Source organism: Chryseobacterium sp. CBSDS_008 (genome assembly GCF_049959325.1).
Lineage (GTDB): Bacteria > Bacteroidota > Bacteroidia > Flavobacteriales > Weeksellaceae > Chryseobacterium.
This window is the reverse complement of the sequence record NZ_CP188202.1, coordinates 1,811,190-1,831,877: the sequence shown is the minus strand read 5'-3', so window position 1 is coordinate 1,831,877 and position 20,688 is coordinate 1,811,190. Positions and strand designations below refer to the sequence as shown.

Sequence of the window (20,688 nt, the reverse complement as noted above, 5' to 3'; positions counted from 1 at the left end):
TTTTTTATTGCAAAGGACGTTGCAAAATCAGAAAATACCGATAGCGGTTTCGGGGAATTAATTGGACTATTCGTGGATGGTGTCTATTGGTGAAGATTCCGGAATTCTGATGGGGACAGGTTTTCCAGTTTGGAAAACAAACGGCTGAAGTAGGTGTGGTCGCTATATCCCAGTTCATAAGCAACTTCTTTTACACTCAGATTGGTAAAAACGAGTAACCTTTTGGCTTCAATTAAAATTTCCTGATGAATCCAGTGCTGTGCCGGTTTTCCTGTTGCTTCACGAACGGTTTCCGTTAAATATCCGCGTGTGATATTTAAAATTTCCGCATATTCGGATGGACTTTTCAAGGTTTTAAAATTTTTTCGAACCAGAGTCCTGAATGCTCTTGACAGTTGTAAAGCCCTGCTCTCGTTAGAAACAGGAGCTCTGTTTTTTTGTGAATAAATCAGGGTAAGCATTCCCAGGAATGCATTGAGCAAAGACTGAATAATCAGAAAGCCTTCCTTGGAGGAAAGCATTGCAGGAGTATAGCAGTCATGAAGCATACCTGCTGTCATATTGATCTTTTTGACCAGGCTTTTATCTATAGCCAGGGGCTGTATTTCGACCAGGGATTCATCAAAAAAAGAACGTACGGCATCAGGAACAAGTTCTGCTTTAACAGCGACAAACCATCCGCAGACTTCTTTCATTAAAAGTCCCTGATGTACCTGCCCCGGCAATACACAGAAAATAGTGGAGTCTTTGGCTTCAATTGTTTTAAAATCGACCATCATTCTTACATGACCGCTTTCCATACAGGTGAAAATATAATGGCTGTCCCGGTGTATTCCTTTGTCCAAAAGGATATCCTCTGCACCTTCAGTCCGCTTATCCATTCTTTTGATATGGAACTGATGATGGGTAATACCATTTAAATCATACGTGGGAATTGTCTGTTTCATCTTTAAGCTTGTTGTGATGAGGATAATACGCAACAGTAAAATTACGTATTTTCACGGTTTTACATCCGGAATATTAATCTCAAATTCGCGGTGCATAACCATGATGCTTTCTTCGAGTCAGATTTTATATGAATATACACCGCAATTCGGAACAGAAGAAACCTGTTCCGGATTTTATTTTGCTTTTGAAAATGCCATTTTTATCGCTAAATAGGTTAACACGCTGGTCATAAACCATTTCTGAACTTTTATCCATACCGGATTATTAGAAAAGAATAACGCAACTCTTGCAGCTGTTAATACAATGATAAAGTTGATGCTGAAGCTGATCAGAACCTGAATGATCCCAAGTTCAAGGCTTTGGGTGAATATGGAACCGTACTCAGGTTTGATGAACTGAGGAAAGAAAGACAAGTAGAATACAGCCACTTTCGGATTCAATACATTGGTTAAAAAACCAATGGTGAAAAGCTTTTTGGGACTGTCGTGAGCCGCATTTTTGTCAACGTCAAAAATATTTCTGCTTTTCGGTTTTATAGCCTGATACGCCAGATATAAAAGATAAACCGTTCCCAATGTTTTAAGAACGGTATAGGCGAGTGGAACAGCCAGTAAGACGGCTGTAAGACCAAAGGAAACCATGACGATATGGAATAAAAATCCGCATACGACTCCGGCTAATGAAATAAACCCGGACTTTTTCCCCTGTGTAATGGATTTTGAAATCAGATAAATCATATTGGGGCCAGGGCTGATGACTAAAATGAGTGCAGCCAGAATGAAAAATATAAGCTCGTTGAATGGAATCATGACAGTACTTATTTAAATGAGACGGTTTCCGGTGCAAAGATATGGGGTATTTCTGGTTTAATTTTATCAGAAACAGAAGAAAAATTCATTTTTATTCAATTAAATTTTATTTTCCACCTGAATGTGATTTAAAAAGAAATACCAGTCTGTTTTTTTTGTAAATTTCAACACATAAAATAATTATCATTCACAAATAAATATTATCATGACTACTGAAAACATCTTTGAAGCTATTAGAAAATGGAAAAATCTTATTGATTCTTACAAAAACGGAATTGATAGGAATGGAGCCGAAATTTTGAATTATTTGAATCAGGGAACTCACTTCAGCGTTTCAGGTGAAGACATTGAACAATGGAAAAGAAATCTGGAAACCGCAGACCCGAAAATGATTCATGCATATGTGGGCATTCATGAAGGGCAGCTGAAATTTTTCCTGATTGATTCTAAAAGTGATAAAGATGGCAACTTCAGTACCATTCTTATCAAAGATTTTTTACGTGATTTTAGTGAATCAAAAATAGAAAGCAGCAATGATATTGTGGTTGAGGTTCCTCCCATTACTGCAGAATCTGCCATTAACCGAAACTTCAGATGGAATATGTTTGGTACTTCATGGCTGCAGTCTCAGAAAACAGAAGATATCTTTCAGTTGATTTCCATACCGTTTTCAGATTATGAAAATATGGGAATTACAGAAACGCAGACATGTACCAGTTTCTTTGGACTTACAGATGATCTGGAAAAAAAAGATCCGGATTTCCCTTATCATATTGAAATTATTACCGTGAAAAGCCTTGCCATCAATCATATGAGTGAGACCGCAGAAAATTATTCTACTCCAAGACCTCCTTTCACCATTATTGATACTCTTAATGATTATCAACTTCTGAAGCAAAGCACCCGTGTTTTCGTATAACAGTTTATCCCTGTATCTGCAGATTATTATTAATCTCGTTTTATGTACAGGGCTGATTATATTAGTAAAAGAAGGGATAAAATCAAAAATTCCTGTGATTGTGCTTCTTTCAGGAGAATTCATGCTGGAGCTGTCTGATTTGACCGGACGGCTCATGAAATTAAATACATTCAATATCTACAATTATACATTGAGCCAGTTTTTTGGTTTGATAATTCTTACGGTGATCTATGGCAATTACTATATCCAGCTTTCCCGTGAGGTAAAAGGGATGATCTATTGTTACGCAATATTAACCCTGGTTACGAATGTGCTGTATGTACAAAATGATATGCAGGTTACCTTTTATTCCAATATTATCACCAGCATTATTATTTGTAGTTATGCGGCTTCCTATTTTATGAAAATCATCAGGGAAGGCAGGACAGATAGAGATATGTTTATTGTGAACATCATTGTTTTCCTGTTTTTTTCTATTGAATGTCTCATATCCACTACTTTTAATTTTTTAATCAGCAACCACCTGAATTGGGTAGCCCCTATCTGGCTTTTCAGAGGCATCCTGCTATTGTCTTTTTATATTTCTTTTATTAATCTGGGATGTGGCGTTGGGAAAATCAGGATCAGATAGTTATATGGATATGGATCGGTATTGGACTATTTTCTTTAACAACTTTATTCATTACATTATTGGTTACTAGTTATTTAAAAAACATCAGGAAAAACAAACAGAAAGTCTCCCGGCTGGTCCGGAATTCAAAAAATGAACATTGGGAGCATATGCTGCTTTTACAGGAACAGGATAGGGAACGCCTGGCAGAAGAACTTCATGATAATATCATTTCACAGCTGAATCTTATCCGTCTGAATCTTAATGATAAAAATCCTGAAGAGCTTAATCGTGATTTAAAAAAATCGATGCAGCTGATCCGGGAATTATCCCATAATCTTACCCCACCTGATCTTGATGAGGTTGAACTGGCAGATTTACTGACCGATTATCTTGAACAGGTTAATAAAAATGTAGAGGTAATTTTCCGGCATATCACCATACAAATGCCTATCAGCAGTCCTGTAAAGCTAAATCTTTTCAGGATCGTACAGGAACTGATCACCAATATTCTGAAACATGCTGAAGCTACGAGAGTGGACGTATCGTTAAGAATATCCCTGAACTATCTGATGCTGACCATAGAAGATAACGGGCGTGGTTTTATCATAGAAACTCATTCCGGAGGTATTGGGCTGAGGAATATTCAGTCAAGAGCACAAAAAATTAAAGCCATTTATAAACTTAAAACCCAGCCTGAAAAAGGCACCAAATTCATTGCCTGTATGGCAATACAATAAAAATAAACATGGAACACTCAAAAATTAAAATCGGAATTGTAGATGATGATCTGCTGTTTGTGCAGCTTTTGAAAAATTATATTGAAAATAGTGGCGACTATCAGGTTGTCCTTACTTCTACAGGCGGACATCAGTTTCTCACGGAGCAGGATTCTATTACTTTAGATATTCTGATTCTGGATCTGAGAATGACGAATGGTGACGGCCTTGAAGTAATGGCTGAACTCGGCAAAAAAGAAACAGAAACAAAAATTATTGTTCTTTCCAGCTTTTACCGCCGTTCATTCATGGGGCAGATGCTGAAAATGGGAGCCCATGCCTTTTTGTCCAAAGAAATTGAACTGGAGGAACTGTTGGCAGTTATTAAAACCGTTCACCATACCGGACATTATTTTTCCAATGATCAGATTGATGTCATGAGAACCCAGCTTTCCAATAAACTCCCGGAATTTCATGCTTTTTCCAGGAATGAACTTACCGAGAGAGAAATAGATGTTTTAAGACTGGTCTGCCAGCAGCTGAGCACCAAGGAAATTGCAGATTCTCTTTTCATTTCACCTAAAACGGTAGAAACACATAAGACCAATCTTATGATTAAAACCGGAGTGAAAAATATGGCGGGACTTGTTATTTACGCTGTACAAAACAAGGTGATAGACCCTAATGAAATTGTATTATTTGATAAATAGTTTCTACCCAAAAAAGAATCAGGGAGCACATGACTGTACTCCCTGATAACAAGAAATCTAAAAACACACTATAATTTAGGATTCAATACTTTAGCAATAGAAACTGCATCTGCTACAGTATCCAGGCTATAGATCTGCAGAATACCCTGAGTGGTAGCTGCCTGACCCAGAATGTTTTGCTGGTTTTGTGCATTCACTGCATTTTCAAACATGATTCCTGTAGAATGTGCAGCAGATTGATAGACGTTACTTAAAGCCATTGCAGGAGATTCTGCTACTACTTTTACGTTCGATTGCGTTACTGCGTCTGTGATTTGTTCGTTTACTGGCATAATGATTATTGTTTATTGGGTTAAAGGTTAACCGGATTTTCCGGTGGTTTGGATAATAGTTTTAAAGAGGTCCGCAAAAGTGGATTACGGATTAAGGATTTTCGCCATAGAAACAGCATCTGCAATGGTATCCAGACTGTAGATCTGTGCGATACCCTGTGTAGTAGCTGCCTGAGTGACAACATTCTGTTGGTTTTGTGCGCTCACTGCATTTTCAAACATAATTCCTGTGGAATGTGCTGCTGTCTGATATACATTGCTTAAAGCTACTGCAGGAGATTCTGCAACTACCTTTACGTTCGACTGTGTTACTGCGTCTGTGATTTGTTCGTTTACTGGCATAATGATTATTGTTTATTTGGGTTTAAAAAACAACCGGATTTTCCGGTTGTTCGGATTAAGGAATGTAAGCTGTTCGCAAAAATGGATTACGGATTAAGGATTTTCGCCATAGAAACAGCATCAGCAATGGTATCCAGACTGTAGATCTGAGTGATACCCTGTGTAGTAGCTGCTTGGGAGACAATATTCTGTTGGTTTTGTGTATTCACTGCATTTTCAAACATGATTCCTGTAGAATGTGCAGCAGATTGATACACGTTAGCTAAAGCCATTGCAGGAGATTCTGCTACTACTTTTACGTTGGATTGTGTTACTGCGTCTGTGATTTTTTCGTTTACTGGCATAATGATTATTGTTTATTTGGGTTAAAATAACCGGGTGTTCCGGCTTTAAAATGGGTTGTATTCTGCGGTATGCAAAATGGATTAAGGTTTAAGAATTTTAGCAATTGAGATGGCATCCGCTATGGTATCTTTGCTGTAGATTTGAGTGATACCCTGCGTAGTCGCTGCTTGTGTCACGATGTTGTGCTGATTTTGGTTGTTCATCGCATTTTCAAACATAATTCCTGTAGAATGTGCAGCTGTTTGATATACGTTAGCTAAAGCCATTGCAGGCGATTCTGCTACTACTTTTACGTTCGACTGCGTTACTGCATCTGTGATTTGTTCGTTAACTGGCATAATGATTATTGTTTATTAAGGTTAAAAAACGACCGGATTATCCGGCTGAGAGAATGACTTTTTTCTCAAAAAAGTTTTAAAAAATTACGGCTTAAGAATCTTAGCGATAGAAACCGCATCTGCTACCGTATCCAGGCTGTAGATCTGCAGAATACCCTGAGTGGTTGCTGCCTGACCTAAAATGTTCTGCTGGTTTTGTGCATTCACTGCATTTTCAAACATAATTCCTGTAGAATGTGCAGCAGATTGATACACGTTGGCAAGAGCCATTGCAGGAGATTCTCCTACTACTTTCACGTTAGATTGCGTTACTGCGTCTGTGATTTGTTCATTAACTGGCATAATTGTAATTGTTTTTTTGAGATCTGATCTCGGTTAATAATTATTTAAGGTAAACTAGTTTTATGTTGTATTTTTTAAACTCACCACAGATCCTCCAGATGAATAGATTTCAAAGGCATTGGTATTGACAGGTTATGAATAAATTAGACTTGAAGGGTGGCTCTGAATACAATGGTTGAAACCCTATCTGTAAAATCTGCGCGAGTTTAAAGCATATTTTTTTGGTAAAAGGATGCGGTTTCTATTTTTAATATCTGTCTTAAAAATAAATTCCTGCTGCAGGTATGCCGGCAATGTCGGATTCCTTTGGGCTATATGGATTCTGAATAATTGCTTTTGTACATGGACGGCATCTGAAAGAAAGTGCAAAATAAATGTTGACCTGATTGTATTATATTGAGGGCACCAGCTTTCATCTTTGCAGGGAAATAAACCGCATCCGTAGTTTTTAGAGACTTGGGTTAAAAACGTTCTTTTTTAAATGTCTCGAGTTGCCTGAGCTTTATATTTTTTGGACTCATCTTTTTTAAACCCATGACATAGTTGCTGATGCCGGTCATCGTATTCCGTTGTTGATTCAATGCAGAATTGATCTGCATTTGTCCGGTAGAATGGGCACTTACCTGTGTGGAAATAGCCTGAGGCACAGCGGTAGACATTCCTGTAATGATTACATCAATTTCGTTCATATTAATTTTTGCTTTTATGGTTCTATGGTCGGATATTGCCGAACCTGGCATTCAGCTTATTCATTCGGTCCATGATCTTGAGCTCTTTCTCCTTTACCTTTGCTGATGAGGCTTCCTGAAGCTTTTTCAGCTGTTCTTCATAGTTCATCACAGGAGTTTCAGGGGGATATGTTGCTGCAGGCTGTGTTTGTACAGATTCCTGCTGTTTTACAGCTTCTTCCAGCTTTTCCAGGAGAGGAGCAAGTGACTTCATCGTCTCTTTAACAGCTTTTTCTTTGATATAGTTCACGATTTCATCTTCATGTCTTAACACAAAAGGCATGATTTCTTTTTCTACCATTTCTGGTTCTGTTACAGGCACCGGAGGTTTTGGTGCGGGAGCTTTCTTACGGATTCTTCTGCGCATAAGTTATTTTTATGAGGTAAGAACATATATTTATTACAGCAGATAATTGATAAATGCAGCTGCAGATTTCCAGTCGCGGTTGAGATCTTTAACCACGTTATATCCCGTAATCTCCAAAGCAATACAAGCGGAAATAGCACTGGCAGACAGCATTTCCTTTAGCTGATGTGGAGGAAGAGTAAGGATATAATCATCCGGAATGATAAGCGATTTGCTGCCGGATGGAGGTGTTTCATTCACAACAATACTCAGGATTTCCTGAAAATAATGAGCAATCAGCTTGGAAGCCTGAAATTCCAGTTCCCTTTTCAATGCGACTATTTCATCCTGAGTGACCAGTTCAGAAATGGCACTTACATCCACATCATGTACAGAATATTGGGCTTCCCCGGTGTCTGACGGAGTAATCGTAATATCTGTCTTCAGCGTCCATTTCGATTTTTCAAGATTAATTGTAAGAAGTTTTGAGTCATAATCCGGGACGGCAATTTCGTTCAGAGAGGTAAGAGGCAGGATTCTTACATTACAGTAAAAAACTTTTGGATCATCCAGCTTGACCATGATCACGGCAATTCCCGTGGATTTATCTTTAGGTTCCACTACAAAAGACTGAAAGTGATTGTATCTTTTTCCTCCTCTGTTGAGGCAGTTCACCAGTCTTATCGAGGGCTGAATATTAATATCAGAGGTCTGAAGATTAAATACAAAACGTTCCGAATTGTGTTCCGTCTTTTTAGGTTCTGCACTTTTGGTGTCCAGATAATTGATTTCACTGTTTTTGATCAGATACAATCTTTCATTTAAATCATTTAAACTTTCCAGATTTAAAATTTTGGCGGGTTTGGTTACTGAGGAATAATTCATCTCTTATTTATTTTAATTTTTTCAATGAGTTGGACGATTATTGTTTTTCTCTTTGGGTGTACTTCAGATTCTCCTGAAGGGATTACTGCTTCTTTAATCTCTGGTTTTACGAGTGGCTGTGCCAGTTTTACTGACTTTAATACTAATTTTCCCCCATGGTCAGCCGTGATAAAGCTCTTTCTCATACCTTCGTTTTCTGATGAGACTTCTTCCGGAACCGGATCTACTCGTTTTTTTTTTCAGGATCTTCAGTCTCAGGAATTACTTCCGTATAGGATGGGGGAGAAGGAGGTACTTCTGAGACAGGAAGCGTGTTGACATTATAAATAGTATTGGAAATCTTAGCTTTTACTTCAGCATATTCACTTACCATTTTGAATAAGTCTTTCATCATTTCATTGCCTTTTCCTGCATCCTGGCCCTGAAGATTCTCCGCCATCTGAACAGAGATTTCTTTACTTCCCGGAGCGGGTCCGAAAGTCGTTCCATAGGTTAGTAAATTATTGGCCAGTCTGCTTAATGCGATAAGACCTACCTGCTCGAATCCTTTTAAAAAAGACTGTAAATCCTGAACCATCATTCCTGTAGATTGTTCTATCATCACTTTCGTTACTCCGGTCATTGGGGAAGCCTTAGGTGGGGCCAGTACCTCACTGTTCACAAATACTACAGCTTTCTCCGCCGGAGTGGTAGCATTGGCTGCCTGGGATTGTTGGGTTTCACTGTTGTTTTCACTCATGATGGGAAGGTTTTAGATTATCCTTTTAAAATTTTAATGGCATCTGCAACAATCGCAGGGTTGAGCTGGTTCAAGTTCTGCTGGTTTGTCACAGAATTCTGAATGGAAATTCCACTGGCATGCGTGGCCATCTGGTAAAGCATACTCATAGCCTGTGCGGGAGACTCACCAAGTACGGTAACGTTAGTCTGCGTTACTGCATCTGTAGTCTGGGTGTTTACTGTATCTGCCATATTCTGGTTTTAATGGGTTACTATTGTTTTTATTTTCAAAGACTTTTCTTTCAACTCAACCTTTATGTTATTTTTTGATTAAGTCTTCACTGTGAGATTGTTGATCTCTTTTGTCTGATACAAATTTCATCAAACGAAATAAATCTTCATTAAGGGAAAAAACGGAATTTTAAAAAATAAGGGAATTCTCCTATGAGTGAAATTTTGAAACAATGAATCGAATTTTAAAAATGATAACCCCAAAAACAATTCTATAGGTTTAACTTGATAAACACTCAAACACTCAAACACTCAAACACTCAAACACCCAAACACTCGAATCCCGAATGTATCATCCGTAAATACGGGTAAACCCCTAGTTTCTGAAAATGGGTAAATCCCCTCTATACCAGCCACTGCTTTACCTGGAAATTTGTCTGATAACCTATTCTAACCTTTAAAATCATTATATGAATAATCAGAACAATACAAATCCGGAAGCGGTAATTCCCATTATAATTGTGCAGCCGGGCTATGCAACAGGAGATATGTTTGCTATCGCTGCAACATTGATCAACAATCAACAATACCGTGTATTGATATCTACAACAATGGATGAATATGGAAATGTGAGAGATCCGTATGACAACAGCCAATCCATTATAGAATTCTACAAGAGCTCAGGGATAGAAGAACGAAGAATACTTACTCATAATGTGAATGAAGTGAGAGCTCCCGGGCTGGCAAGTCAATTGAAAAAAAGAGTTTTCAACCTTTTACAGCCCTATGGCATATCGAGAAAAGTAATACTCGAAAATTATTATAAACCCGTGGGAGAGGGAACCCAGTACATCGCCAAAAATTTCTCTGAGGAAATGAGAAATCAGCTAAGAATTGCATGGGACATCAACGGAAGCCAGGATGATGCAATAAAAATATGGCTGGAAGAACAAGGCATACCCACAAGTGGAAATAATCTACTGATTTTATGGTCCCGTTTCAGCGGAAAGGGGGGTGATATTCATATAGAACATGACACCAGTTATTGGGGAATCAAGCAGATTGTACACAGAGTGGCCGACATGTTTGATGCCGTTATCATTACCGGAGACAAAGGATATGTGAAAGAAAGAGCAAAGAAATATGATGAAACGGCAAATGAAATTAATGCACACTATCAATCCAGAAAAGTATTCAACATTACAGAATTCTGGAAAGGAAACTCTCCCGCGCTGAAAGCATGGGGAGGAAACACCCGTATGGGGCAGTTTAAGCTTTATGAATATTTTGATACACACTTTAAGAATGTAAAACATCTTGGCTTCAGAAGCGGTAATCTGGAAGTAATGGCTATGCTGGAATATCAGGTGCGGTATATGGAAGAAAAGGGAAGTGAAAGTGGAGACAGAATGACAAGCTGGTTTGAAACGGGAAGTGGTGAAACAGCACTAAGGGGTACAGCAACCGGATATGAAAGACTTGTATTGGCAGAACCTCCTACAAGATCCGGTAAATTTATTCAGTATCAGATTCAGGAAATAAACAGAGAAACTCAGGACAGCATTCAAAGATTGAAAGATAGTTATGAGAGATCAGGCGATCTGGATGTAGAAAAACTTGAAAAAGAAATAAAAGCAATAGAGGATGAGGGTGAGACTAAAAAGAAAAGATATGCAGGCCCTGAAATGGCTCCTTCCCGTAAAGATCAAATTCCTCCGACTCCCATTCCTAAAAAAGGCAAAGAAAGTTTTTCAGAAGGGTTTAGCGAACATGATATGAATACTATTCTCAGCTATTTACAACCTTCAGACTGGATAGAAAGAGAAACAGTTTATCAACGGATTATCGGGCAACGAAATAAAAGTTATGAAAGACTATTGGAAAGCTCTGAAAAAACAGGTTAAATAAACATATGATACTCCAAAAAACAGCATTCTGAGATAATTCAGAATTCTGTTTTTTTGTTTAATTAAAGTATAAAAAAGCTTTAAACCTTACTTTCATCTTCCGGCAATTCTTTTCTTTTTCTCCAGAAGAAATAAGCAACAACAGCTGTCGCGATAGGTAAAGCGATCCCAAACTCATCAATATAATAATTCGTATTCCCCGTATCTACAGTAAGCGGTGTAAAAATAGACTGGATAAACAAGTTATGACTGGCATGTAAGATAGCACCTGTCCATAAACTTCCGGATTTTAACCTGAGCCATGTAAAGATGAAACAAGATGCAAATATCATCATCGTAAAGCATAAAAGAGCCAGCCATTTGGGACCTCCGGTATTGTAATTGGAAAAAAGTAAAAGAGGATAATGATAGATAGACCATATGACGCCCATCCAAAGAGAAGTCACTGTATAAGAGTTGATTTTAGCCAATTGCGGAGTAAGAAGACCGCGCCAGCCTATTTCCTCACCCAACGCAGATCCTACAGAGCGTACCATCCCAAAGCTGCCCATCAGAATTATATACAGAATGATCGTCAGACCATCAGGAAGATTCCAGCCCATTCCTTTGCCAGCTTCTGCTACAAATTCATGATTATAAAAACCTCCGGCTCCACTGATCCAGATGATGAGGTAAGGAATCAAACTGTAAAGAAGAGGAATGCAGTAAGCCATCATCTGATATTTCGTCAATCCCCATTTCCAGCCGAGGGAAGAAATAGGAATTTTCCGGATACGGCAGGTAAGAAGTGCAGCAATAGCGGGACACCACATGACAATAGTGGCATAAGAGATTATTCCGCCCCCGAGTTTTCCGGTAACGATGCACATATAATAAACCGGAAGGCAGAAAAGCAGGGTAAGACTCAGGTAAGTGGCAATATTCTTCCTGATTTCGGATTTGGAGATGGTATTTTCCATAAACTGGTCTGGTGTTGAAGTTTATAAACTGTTGAAAAATAGAATATTAAAAATACACTTATTTTTTATACAAAGAATTATTTTGATCTCTTCCTGAATTTTAAAAAGTGCTCTTTTGTTTTTTAATAATGGAAAACTGTAAATTAGCCAAAACATTTTTTTTCGAATACCTTAAACAATGTCCAAGCTAAAAGCCATAAGAGAACAAAAAAATCTGACTCAGGAAGAATTATCAGAAAAATCAAAGATTTCTGTAAGAACCATTCAAAGGATAGAAGCCGGGACAGAACCGAAAGGATATACCCTAAAAGCCCTGGCGCAGAGTTTGGAAATAGAAGAATTTGAATTGCTGCAAGATCCACCACAGGTAATTTCAGAAAATGATGAGGCTGAAATAAGTGCTGAAGAAAGGGAAATGCCAATTAATTATTCTTATATCAAGATCATTAATCTTTCATCACTCATCTTTACCCTTTTACCCCCTTTAAATATCTTTGTTCCGCTAATCCTGATGCATAGCATGAAGCAGAGGAACAGTCTGGCAAGACAGATTATTTCAGTTCAGATGATCTGGACGGTGATGGCCCCTATCACATTTATGCTCGGCATCTTTTTAAAGCTCGGAAAACAGTTTACCCTGATCCTTATGATCCTTATTGTCCTTTCCAATGTATTTATCATCCTCCGCAATGCAGCCGAGATAGACCGGAATAAAAAATTGTTTTTCAGGTTGAAATTCAGCATGCTATAAAGCCTGTCAGGGCTTTGTCGGGTTTTTGTCGGGTTCATTTTTAATAAAAAATCTGATGGAATGATAATCTTTGTCAAAAAAATAATAATGACAAAGTCTTCACAGATTATCCTTTCATTTTGCTCCCTATTCTTTAGCATAGCACAGGCACAAATCAAAAATACAGATCCGCTTTACAAAACCATTATGTCCAAAGACAGTCTGTTTTTTTCTGCAGGCTACAATACCTGCAATGTTGGAAAGATGGAAAGCATGTTAAGTGATACATTTGAATTTTATCACGATAAAGGTGGTTTTGAGAATAAAGAAAAATTCATCATTGATTTTAAAAACGGATTGTGCAAATCTCCGGAAACCTATCAGTTAAAAAGAATTCTGGTGGAGAAAAGTACTGAGATTTATCCCATGTATAAAGATGGAAAAATATATGCTGCCATTCAGAATGGAGATCATCTGTTTTATGAAAAAGCAGGAGATCAGGCTGAGAAATTAGTCGGGGAAGCAAAGTTTACCCACCTTTGGATACTGGAAAATGCAGAGTGGAAACTTAAGAATTCATTGAGTTTTAACCACCATCCGAAGCAAACCACTGATAGCGAAACCATGTTTGATAACGATCAGTCGATGCAAAGCTGGCTTAAAGAAAATAATATTCCTGTCCTGGGATTAGGAATTATCGAAGGGGGAAAGCTACAGCAGGTAAAAGTTTTTGGAGATACTAAAAAAGGAGTTTCTGCTCCACTTAATGCTTATTTTAATGTAGCCTCTCTCACCAAACCTGTTACTGCAATGGTAGCCATGCGTTTGGTGAGTCTTGGAAAATGGAAGCTGGATGAACCTTTAGATACTTACTGGACAGATCCTGACATCATCAATGATCTGAGACACCAAAAACTGACAACAAGGATTATTCTGAGCCATCAAACCGGCTTTCCCAACTGGAGATGGATGAATACGGATAAAAAACTGAACTTTCAGTTTGATCCCGGTACAAAATACCAATACTCAGGAGAAGGTTTTGAATATTTACGAAAAGCACTGGAAAAAAAGTTCGGAAAAACCCTTGATAAACTTGCCACAGAATTAATTTTTAAACCTTTCAAAATGAGCAATACAAATTATATCTGGGATCAGAACCTGGATGAGTCAAGATTTGTAACGGGTTACAATGAAAAAGGAGTTGCTTATCCAATAGAGAAAATTAAAACAGCTAATGCTGCCGATGATCTGCATACTACGGTAGAAGATTACGGAAATTTTATGGTCAGCATTATGAAAGGAGAAGGCCTGAAGCCTGAAATATTCCGGGAGATGACCAAAAAACAGGTGAAGGTTAAAGAAAATAAATATTTTGGGCTGGGTCTTGAAATCTACGACCTGGGCAATGGCGAATATGCATTATCCCATGGCGGGGCAGATCAGGGAACAAGATGTATTGCTTTAGTAGTGCCGGAATCCGGGAAAGGGATTATTATTTTCACTAATGTTGATGACGGTTATAAAGTATATGAAAAGCTGGTGCTTTATTATCTGGGCAAAGAAGGGCAGAAAATAGTTGATATAGAAAGTAAATAAAAACAGACTTTTTCAGGCTTTAATGATGAAATGATAAATCTTTGTATATTTAGGGCATCAATCTGGAAATAAATGAGATAGTCGAAAGATCTCTTTTCAGGATGAAAGGTTATGAACGGAAATAAAAACAAAACGATGTGGCAATATTATATCATCCTTGGAGCAGGAGTAATTCTGTTTGTGGCAGCATTGCTGAGCCTTAAAAACACCCTTTTTTTCTTAAAAAATGCAGAAAAAGCAACAGCTACCGTTACCTCTCTACGGGTGTTTGAATCGGACGGAGAAGTATTTAGTCCTCTCTTTACTTTCCGTACCCGGAATAATATTGAATATACCTATGAACTGCCGGAAGGTACCAATCCTTCAGCCTGGGCAGTAGGGGAGACGGAGACCGTTATTTATGATCCGGATGATCCTTCTTCTGTAACCTTATATACTTATTTCAGAATTTTTGCCTGGCCTTTAATACTGATCTCAATAGCGCTGCCATTACTGGTTGTTGGCGGAGGCTATTTTATTGCGGAGCAGTTTTTGAAATAATTGAATTTTATTTTACCTTTTCCAGAAGATATAACTTAGCGCCGGAAAATGCGAATTTGGGCATCAGATTACCTTCCAGAACCATTGTTTTACTGTTGACATCAATCACAGAAATATAATTGCCGGAATTGTACTCTATATAATTCTCCTTTTCTTTTGTGGAAGGATTCTTCCCGAATTCCATAGAATATTTCACCCAATCTTCATCCTGTGAACTGCAGTGTACCGGTTTGAATTTAGACTTTTTAGCCTTGAAAATCATCTGGTCAAAGCCTTCCGTACACTCTGAAGTAAATGAGGCATCCGGATTCTGATCTTTAGAAAAATCCTCAAAAGATCCATGATAAACTCCTGCTACTTTCCAGGTTCCGTCCAGGCGGTCTTCATCAATTTTTCCTTTTGCCTTGCTTACGGCCCAGCTGATCCCGTTAACGGTTCCTTTCACAGCCTTATACCCTAAGTTTACAGCTCCGGATACTACTTTTGTCGCGGTTCTTACCACGCATGAGTTGAGAACCAATACAGCAGAAGCGATACATAGTATTTTTTTCATTTTGTCAGATTTTTCACATACGAATATACTCTTTCTGGAAAAAAAATCATCTGTTTTCTAAAAATAACTAATGAATTTTAAGTCAATTTAAGTCAATCCCGGAAATTTACGGTTGAAAAGGCTGGCAAGAATTTACCCTTAAAAACCTTCTTCAGCTTTCAGCTTATTGACCAGCGGATTGGCATACATAGTCAGGAAACACTCCCTGGAAACCGGATCAGAAGGATCAATACGCATTTCAAGTCTGCGGACAAATAACTGTTTTTCCTGTTCCGTATATTCGGAAGCATATGTATTGGTATGGTGAAGCAGATCGTAAGCGATGTATTTGGTAGGCCAAAGCTTATAATTGCAGATAATGGAACGGTCTATCACCTGTGCAATGGCCTGCAGCTGTTTGTTTTTATTGTCAAGGGTGGCTGCTATTTCATCCAGTTCTGTATCTATGTTATCTCCGGCATGCAGGTGAATACGTTTCTTTTGTCCCAGAATTCCGCTGAGGATGTTGGTGAAATCTTCATTTTTACCTTTAATGTATTCCTCATCCCTGTGCTGGGCAAGGAGCTGGGGCATCTTTAGGGAATCCGTAGGATCGTACTCGTAGGAAATGGAAACCGGAACGATCTTTAATGTTTTAAAATAATCCGTCAGCGACTGTCCTCCGGCTGCCATAGCAAGCATTTTCAAAACCCCTTGCTGGGTAGAATCGTTGCCGTCTTTGGTGCGGCCTTCACGCTGGGCAATCCATACCGAACGGTTTTCCTGATGCAGCTGTTCTTTGATGTATTCAGACATCGTCTGTGAGCTTGTGAGCTGTTCACGAAGCGGCAGGCCTCTTTGTACCAGAAAATTCCGGTTCAGTTTTGCCAGTACGTTCAGGAAATTTTTGCGGACAAGATTATCTCCGATGGCGGAAGCAGTCATAATATAACCGCCTTCCAGCAAAACCAGATTAAGCAGTGAAGTGTCCAGGACAATATCCCTGTGGTTCGAGATGAAAAGGTAAGGCGTATTTTTATCCAGCTTATCAAAACCGGAAGTTGTTAAGCCGTCAGAGCTTTTTGCCAGGATCTGGCGAACAGCATACGCCACAAACTGATGCTGAAAATCACTGATGGAATGAACATTTTTAAACTGTTCCAGCCAAACCTGCTCATCTGTATCAGGAAAAGTAAAATTCATCAGTGCTTTCATCATGGGATCACGGGCTATGCTCTGTAATCTCTCATTCACTTCCTGATCATAGAAATACCGGATTTCATCAAACTTCGACATGCGGTTAGGTAAAAATTAAACTTTTTGCAAAAGAACGAAAATTTATTGGGGGATAGGGTATAATGGGTGTTAAAGTATTATGAGGGGCGTAGGAGTTCGGAAATATTGTTCTTGATTAAGTGTTTTTTTGTTTCAGCCGGTACGGGAATTCAATAGGAACGGGTTTTGGCTGTTGTAATAAGAAAATATAGAAAATGTATTTATATTTATCAACTGTTTGAAAACAGGGAAGGCTACAAAAATAGGGAAGTTTACCCCGGCTATCCACAATATCATTTTAAGTGAGATTTTTATTCTTATTTTTAAAATTAGAGTACTGAAAATCAATACTCTAATTTATTGCCAACATGTTGGGAACATTATCCAGCTTTAACTCACCAAAACATCTGATATACTACCATGTAAAAGTGTTAATTTCCAACGCTACATCTGTTGTTTACGATATTGTCATTTATCTAAGTGGTTAATTATTAAACTAATAACAATAGCTATAGGTATCAAAAATAAACCAGCCATATTATTTTTGGCTCCTTCTTTTTCTATATTAACGTTATATGCTTCAGACATTTTTTTTGAATTAAATTTATATACAAAAATCCATCTTATAAAAAAACCAAATCCTCCAAATACAAAATCTATCATGATATTACTATTTTGGTCCTAATTGATATATACCTTTTTTAACTGCGGTTTTCATTCCTGTATTAACTCCCCAATTGCCGACAGGATTCCCTACTACCTAATTGAATGAATGGTGTAAGTCTAAAACCGATGCCCTTGTTATTACTAGCCGGAATAGATATTTTAAATTTTCCTTTTCATTTGCATATGATAAATATTCTGTTTCTTTACCAACACATCTGAAACACCTGATATGATCTTCAATATTTTAGAAAGCCTATTTTTCTCTTTTCTTCTGTGCCGGCTATCCACAATAGCATTTTAAATTGATCTTTCTATTCACATTTTAAAAATTAGAGTATTGAAAATCAATACTCTAATTTATTACCAACATGTTTGGAATATTACCATAGGATGGCATATTATACTTAAAGGCCCAAAAGTAAGCTCTTCATTAACAAAGGATATTATTTTTATTTATTGATATCTCGCCATAATATTCCTAATATTTTAGTCTCTTTGTCATTGATAAATATGGTGAAATCCTTTTTGTTATAATCAAAGTTGCTAATAATTACTTTTTTACTATTAAATAGATTAAGATTATTTAATAAATCGTCATACCCTTGAATTTTTAAACTTTCATTTACAGTATTATTAATTTCATTTCTTACAGTATATATATAATTTGCCTTATTTTTATCAATAAGAATATATTCAAGTTTATCTATGGACTTTAAATAATTATATATAGTTGCATATAAATAATTATCACTTTGCTTTTTAAATAAATTTAATATTTTTTGAAAATTGCTTGTTTCCATTTATTTACTTTTTACTATTATTGGTATTGCTCCTATTACTATTCCAGGAATTAATATCTCTTGCTCGTTATATTTGTCAGGACTAGGTACAATCTCATGAACATAAAAAGATTTTTTTAAAATCACACCACCGCCATTTTTATTTGCGAATTTTGCAGCTACATTTTCGTTTGTAGTCCAAGATGTGAAAATACTCTCCGTATCTCCCCAATTATGTAATTTAGGATCACTATGCCCACCAAGTGGAACAGCTCTGCCTTGTAAAGCATTTTTATAATCATAGTGTCCTATGCATACTCCTCGATACAATGTAATCATTTCTTCTGGCTCTGATTCATCAGCCGTTGTTGTAACAGGAATATCAATAGCACCCGTAATTGGTTTAGAATTTGCAGAAAAGCCACTATCTCCATTAAGCACTAAAGGTAAACTCCATAAGCCTGCTCTTGTAATACCTAATACAACAGCATCTAAGCTTGCTGAAGAAAGTATTCCTCTAAATGTTACACTTACTATTTCCAAAGCAGGAATTCTGGAAATGACAGCCCCAGGTACAATCATACTAATTCCTGCCCCTTATCTCTGCTAAATAATTTTCTAAGAAAAATACCTGTGCCCTTCCAAAAGCTAGAATTAGATCTTTCAGAACCTCCTCCATCATTAGTAAGAGAATTTATAGCAGATAAGCGATAATTTAAAGCTCTTCCCTGGCCATTCATCACTCCTCCCCAGTTATTGGTGAAGGTTCCATTATTGTTATTGGTCCAGGTGGTGCCGGATGCTGAACTGCTGATCTCATCCATAAAAGCCTGCGAAAGCATTCCATTGGGATCAATCTTCAATACAGGATTATTCATCACATAGGCATAAGGACTGGTAGACTGATAGGATTCTGAAAGGGCATCTATCCCGTTCCATCTATATTCTTGCTAAATTCAACAAAATCTTTTTCTGTCAAATGGTATTTATTTTTATATAAATTTATGTATTCAAATATTGAAAAGAAGAAATCTCTATACTGATCTATACTGAGTCTAGAGAGATTTTCTGGATTAAATTCAATATATAATTTTTCTAAAATTTTCTTATGATAATATCTCTTTCTTCCATATAATTTCTTTACCATTTTTATAAACCATTACCTTTCGTGACATTTCTTTTCATTTTACCTTTAAAATCCTCAAAGTTAGAATCCCAAAAAAATGGTGGATGATAAGTATATAAAATAGCTAATTCATCCATAAAAAATCTTACTCGTTCGCCACAATTATCTTCATAACCATCATCTTCATAATTATATACAAAATTATTTGCAAATTCCTTAAAATCTAAGGATGTCAAAAGATATTTATCTTTGTATAAATTTATATATTCAAACATTGAAATAATAAAATCTCTATATTCATCCAAAGTCATTTTGGAGATATTTTCTGGTCTTAGCTCAATTTCTAATTTTTCTTGAATTTGTTTTATAATTACGTCTCTTTCTTTCATATAATTTATTTTACAGGTTGCCAAGCTGGGGCAGTGGTTTGAATTAATGCTCTAAATGTTCCTACATTCATAGGAATTGCAGGTCGTATTTGTCCATAAAAAGGATTTGAATTATTTGGGACAGGCGTTCCAATCAAGCCATAAGATACTAATGAGCTTGCTGATATTCTAAATAGAATTTGTTTTTTATGAGCCTATTTTCTCTTTTCTTCTGTGCCGGCTATCAATATCATTTTAATTGAGATTTTTATTCTTATTTTTAAAATTAGAGTATTGAAAATCAATACTCTAATTTATTACCAACATGTTTGGAACATTACCGGATTTTAAGCTGTATATAATCTTTTATTAATTCGTTATCACCAACGACTAAATATTTTTCAATATAAAAGTTATCCTTATCAAATTGAAAATATAGATCAACTAATCTGTAGCAAGAAATAATAAACCAACTTGATTCTTCTTTATTTAAGTTTGAGATTAGAACATCAAAACTTTTTTCAAAGAAAAGTTGTTCGTGTTTTTTTAAAAAAGAATTATTTGTGTATAGAAAGTCTATGTAACTATATATATAATATTCTTCCTTATTTTTAATAAGATCATCAATTATTTGTAAATACAATGAAAATATAAGATTTCCAACTTTTTTCACAATATCTAACTCTTTCTGAGAAATATCAAATATGTTATATAAATCTACAATATATTGTAGCCTATCATATTCTTTTGAATTATCAACAACGAAATCTGATAATTCAGTAAAAAAATTATTAGAATTATTTAATAATATTTTTTTATAATTTTCAATTTGATCATCATCATCATCATCAATTGCTGAAATAAATAAATTAAAATTTTGCATGTT

Annotated in this window: 31 protein-coding genes; 8 read left to right on the top strand and 23 right to left on the bottom strand. The window is 36.6% G+C overall.

Annotated elements, in window-relative coordinates:
- Positions 1-83: 83 nt before the first annotated feature.
- Complete coding sequence (locus tag ACP3T3_RS08125) at positions 84-947, bottom strand: helix-turn-helix domain-containing protein (RefSeq protein WP_426479399.1); 864 nt, start codon at positions 945-947, stop codon at positions 84-86.
- A 174-nt stretch (positions 948-1,121) separates the two neighbouring features.
- Complete coding sequence (locus ACP3T3_RS08120; RefSeq protein ID WP_426479398.1) at positions 1,122-1,757, bottom strand: LysE family translocator; 636 nt, start codon at positions 1,755-1,757, stop codon at positions 1,122-1,124.
- Between the two features lie 205 nt (positions 1,758-1,962).
- On the opposite strand from ACP3T3_RS08120, the gene ACP3T3_RS08115 reads away from it, so the two are divergent.
- The 4 genes from ACP3T3_RS08115 to ACP3T3_RS08100 all read left to right on the top strand — a co-directional run bounded on the left by ACP3T3_RS08115 (position 1,963) and on the right by ACP3T3_RS08100 (position 4,715).
- Positions 1,963-2,676, top strand: a complete 714-nt coding sequence (locus ACP3T3_RS08115) for a hypothetical protein (protein WP_426479397.1) — start codon at positions 1,963-1,965, stop codon at positions 2,674-2,676.
- Positions 2,663-3,307, top strand: a complete 645-nt coding sequence (locus tag ACP3T3_RS08110) for a hypothetical protein (protein WP_426479396.1) — start codon at positions 2,663-2,665, stop codon at positions 3,305-3,307. Before ACP3T3_RS08115 ends, ACP3T3_RS08110 begins: the two co-directional genes overlap by 14 nt.
- 149 nt (positions 3,308-3,456) lie before the next feature.
- Positions 3,457-4,026 (top strand): sensor histidine kinase, encoded by a 570-nt coding sequence (locus tag ACP3T3_RS08105; protein ID WP_426479395.1) that lies wholly within the window; start codon positions 3,457-3,459, stop codon positions 4,024-4,026.
- 8 nt (positions 4,027-4,034) lie between these two features.
- Positions 4,035-4,715 (top strand): response regulator, encoded by a 681-nt coding sequence (locus ACP3T3_RS08100; protein ID WP_426479394.1) that lies wholly within the window; start codon positions 4,035-4,037, stop codon positions 4,713-4,715.
- A gap of 68 nt (positions 4,716-4,783) precedes the next feature.
- On the opposite strand, the gene ACP3T3_RS08095 is transcribed toward ACP3T3_RS08100, so the two are convergent.
- The 11 genes from ACP3T3_RS08095 to ACP3T3_RS08045 form a co-directional block, all read right to left on the bottom strand.
- Positions 4,784-5,047 carry a RebB family R body protein gene (locus ACP3T3_RS08095; protein ID WP_047378387.1) on the bottom strand — a complete coding sequence of 88 codons (264 nt, stop codon included), beginning with the start codon at positions 5,045-5,047 and terminating at the stop codon, positions 4,784-4,786.
- An 84-nt stretch (positions 5,048-5,131) separates the two neighbouring features.
- The gene (locus tag ACP3T3_RS08090; protein WP_103232200.1) at positions 5,132-5,389 is read right to left on the bottom strand and encodes a RebB family R body protein; all 258 of its coding nucleotides are present in this window, start codon (positions 5,387-5,389) and stop codon (positions 5,132-5,134) included.
- An 86-nt stretch (positions 5,390-5,475) separates the two neighbouring features.
- The gene (locus ACP3T3_RS08085; RefSeq protein ID WP_047378385.1) at positions 5,476-5,733 is read right to left on the bottom strand and encodes a RebB family R body protein; all 258 of its coding nucleotides are present in this window, start codon (positions 5,731-5,733) and stop codon (positions 5,476-5,478) included.
- A gap of 81 nt (positions 5,734-5,814) precedes the next feature.
- Positions 5,815-6,072, bottom strand: a complete 258-nt coding sequence (locus ACP3T3_RS08080) for a RebB family R body protein (protein ID WP_426479393.1) — start codon at positions 6,070-6,072, stop codon at positions 5,815-5,817.
- An 84-nt stretch (positions 6,073-6,156) separates the two neighbouring features.
- Complete coding sequence (locus tag ACP3T3_RS08075; RefSeq protein WP_047378383.1) at positions 6,157-6,414, bottom strand: RebB family R body protein; 258 nt, start codon at positions 6,412-6,414, stop codon at positions 6,157-6,159.
- 461 nt (positions 6,415-6,875) lie between these two features.
- A complete protein-coding gene (locus tag ACP3T3_RS08070; RefSeq protein WP_426479392.1) occupies positions 6,876-7,103 on the bottom strand; it encodes a hypothetical protein in 228 nt (75 codons plus the stop codon).
- Between the two features lie 22 nt (positions 7,104-7,125).
- Positions 7,126-7,509, bottom strand: a complete 384-nt coding sequence (locus tag ACP3T3_RS08065; RefSeq protein ID WP_426479391.1) for a hypothetical protein — start codon at positions 7,507-7,509, stop codon at positions 7,126-7,128.
- Positions 7,510-7,542: 33 nt separating this feature from the next.
- On the bottom strand, positions 7,543-8,373 hold the full coding sequence (locus ACP3T3_RS08060; RefSeq protein WP_426479390.1) for a hypothetical protein: 831 nt from the start codon (positions 8,371-8,373) through the stop codon (positions 7,543-7,545).
- Positions 8,370-8,558, bottom strand: coding sequence for a hypothetical protein (locus tag ACP3T3_RS08055; protein ID WP_426479389.1), 189 nt, complete (start codon positions 8,556-8,558; stop codon positions 8,370-8,372). The genes ACP3T3_RS08060 and ACP3T3_RS08055 overlap by 4 nt, the downstream gene beginning before the upstream one ends.
- 38 nt (positions 8,559-8,596) lie before the next feature.
- Positions 8,597-9,112, bottom strand: a complete 516-nt coding sequence (locus ACP3T3_RS08050) for a hypothetical protein (protein WP_426479388.1) — start codon at positions 9,110-9,112, stop codon at positions 8,597-8,599.
- Positions 9,113-9,129: 17 nt separating this feature from the next.
- Positions 9,130-9,345 carry a RebB family R body protein gene (locus ACP3T3_RS08045; RefSeq protein WP_047433885.1) on the bottom strand — a complete coding sequence of 72 codons (216 nt, stop codon included), beginning with the start codon at positions 9,343-9,345 and terminating at the stop codon, positions 9,130-9,132.
- A gap of 449 nt (positions 9,346-9,794) precedes the next feature.
- On the opposite strand from ACP3T3_RS08045, the gene ACP3T3_RS08040 reads away from it, so the two are divergent.
- Complete coding sequence (locus ACP3T3_RS08040; protein ID WP_426479387.1) at positions 9,795-11,228, top strand: hypothetical protein; 1,434 nt, start codon at positions 9,795-9,797, stop codon at positions 11,226-11,228.
- A gap of 83 nt (positions 11,229-11,311) precedes the next feature.
- On the opposite strand, the gene ACP3T3_RS08035 is transcribed toward ACP3T3_RS08040, so the two are convergent.
- The gene (locus ACP3T3_RS08035) at positions 11,312-12,190 is read right to left on the bottom strand and encodes a CPBP family glutamic-type intramembrane protease (protein WP_426479386.1); all 879 of its coding nucleotides are present in this window, start codon (positions 12,188-12,190) and stop codon (positions 11,312-11,314) included.
- Between the two features lie 178 nt (positions 12,191-12,368).
- On the opposite strand from ACP3T3_RS08035, the gene ACP3T3_RS08030 reads away from it, so the two are divergent.
- The 3 genes from ACP3T3_RS08030 to ACP3T3_RS08020 all read left to right on the top strand — a co-directional run bounded on the left by ACP3T3_RS08030 (position 12,369) and on the right by ACP3T3_RS08020 (position 15,056).
- A complete protein-coding gene (locus ACP3T3_RS08030) occupies positions 12,369-12,941 on the top strand; it encodes a helix-turn-helix domain-containing protein (RefSeq protein WP_426479385.1) in 573 nt (190 codons plus the stop codon).
- 87 nt (positions 12,942-13,028) lie between these two features.
- Complete coding sequence (locus ACP3T3_RS08025; protein WP_426479384.1) at positions 13,029-14,516, top strand: serine hydrolase; 1,488 nt, start codon at positions 13,029-13,031, stop codon at positions 14,514-14,516.
- Between the two features lie 111 nt (positions 14,517-14,627).
- Positions 14,628-15,056: a DUF3592 domain-containing protein gene (locus ACP3T3_RS08020; RefSeq protein WP_426479383.1), complete on the top strand. Its 429-nt coding sequence runs from the start codon at positions 14,628-14,630 to the stop codon at positions 15,054-15,056.
- 7 nt (positions 15,057-15,063) lie between these two features.
- Here ACP3T3_RS08020 and ACP3T3_RS08015 read toward each other — a convergent pair whose 3' ends face one another.
- From ACP3T3_RS08015 to ACP3T3_RS07975, 9 genes are all read right to left on the bottom strand, one after another.
- On the bottom strand, positions 15,064-15,609 hold the full coding sequence (locus ACP3T3_RS08015) for a hypothetical protein (protein ID WP_426479382.1): 546 nt from the start codon (positions 15,607-15,609) through the stop codon (positions 15,064-15,066).
- 138 nt (positions 15,610-15,747) lie between these two features.
- A complete protein-coding gene (locus ACP3T3_RS08010; protein ID WP_426479381.1) occupies positions 15,748-16,884 on the bottom strand; it encodes a 1-acyl-sn-glycerol-3-phosphate acyltransferase in 1,137 nt (378 codons plus the stop codon).
- 447 nt (positions 16,885-17,331) lie between these two features.
- A complete protein-coding gene (locus ACP3T3_RS08005; protein ID WP_426479380.1) occupies positions 17,332-17,526 on the bottom strand; it encodes a hypothetical protein in 195 nt (64 codons plus the stop codon).
- A gap of 452 nt (positions 17,527-17,978) precedes the next feature.
- On the bottom strand, positions 17,979-18,329 hold the full coding sequence (locus ACP3T3_RS08000) for a hypothetical protein (protein ID WP_426479379.1): 351 nt from the start codon (positions 18,327-18,329) through the stop codon (positions 17,979-17,981).
- Entirely contained in the window at positions 18,330-18,851 is a 522-nt protein-coding gene (locus ACP3T3_RS07995; protein ID WP_426479378.1) for a hypothetical protein, read from the bottom strand.
- 35 nt (positions 18,852-18,886) lie between these two features.
- On the bottom strand, positions 18,887-19,186 hold the full coding sequence (locus ACP3T3_RS07990; RefSeq protein WP_426479377.1) for a hypothetical protein: 300 nt from the start codon (positions 19,184-19,186) through the stop codon (positions 18,887-18,889).
- Between the two features lie 47 nt (positions 19,187-19,233).
- Positions 19,234-19,455: a hypothetical protein gene (locus tag ACP3T3_RS07985; RefSeq protein WP_426479376.1), complete on the bottom strand. Its 222-nt coding sequence runs from the start codon at positions 19,453-19,455 to the stop codon at positions 19,234-19,236.
- A gap of 2 nt (positions 19,456-19,457) precedes the next feature.
- Positions 19,458-19,823 (bottom strand): hypothetical protein, encoded by a 366-nt coding sequence (locus ACP3T3_RS07980; RefSeq protein ID WP_426479375.1) that lies wholly within the window; start codon positions 19,821-19,823, stop codon positions 19,458-19,460.
- Positions 19,824-20,139: 316 nt separating this feature from the next.
- Positions 20,140-20,685: a hypothetical protein gene (locus ACP3T3_RS07975; RefSeq protein WP_426479374.1), complete on the bottom strand. Its 546-nt coding sequence runs from the start codon at positions 20,683-20,685 to the stop codon at positions 20,140-20,142.
- Between the last annotated feature and the right edge of the window lie 3 nt (positions 20,686-20,688).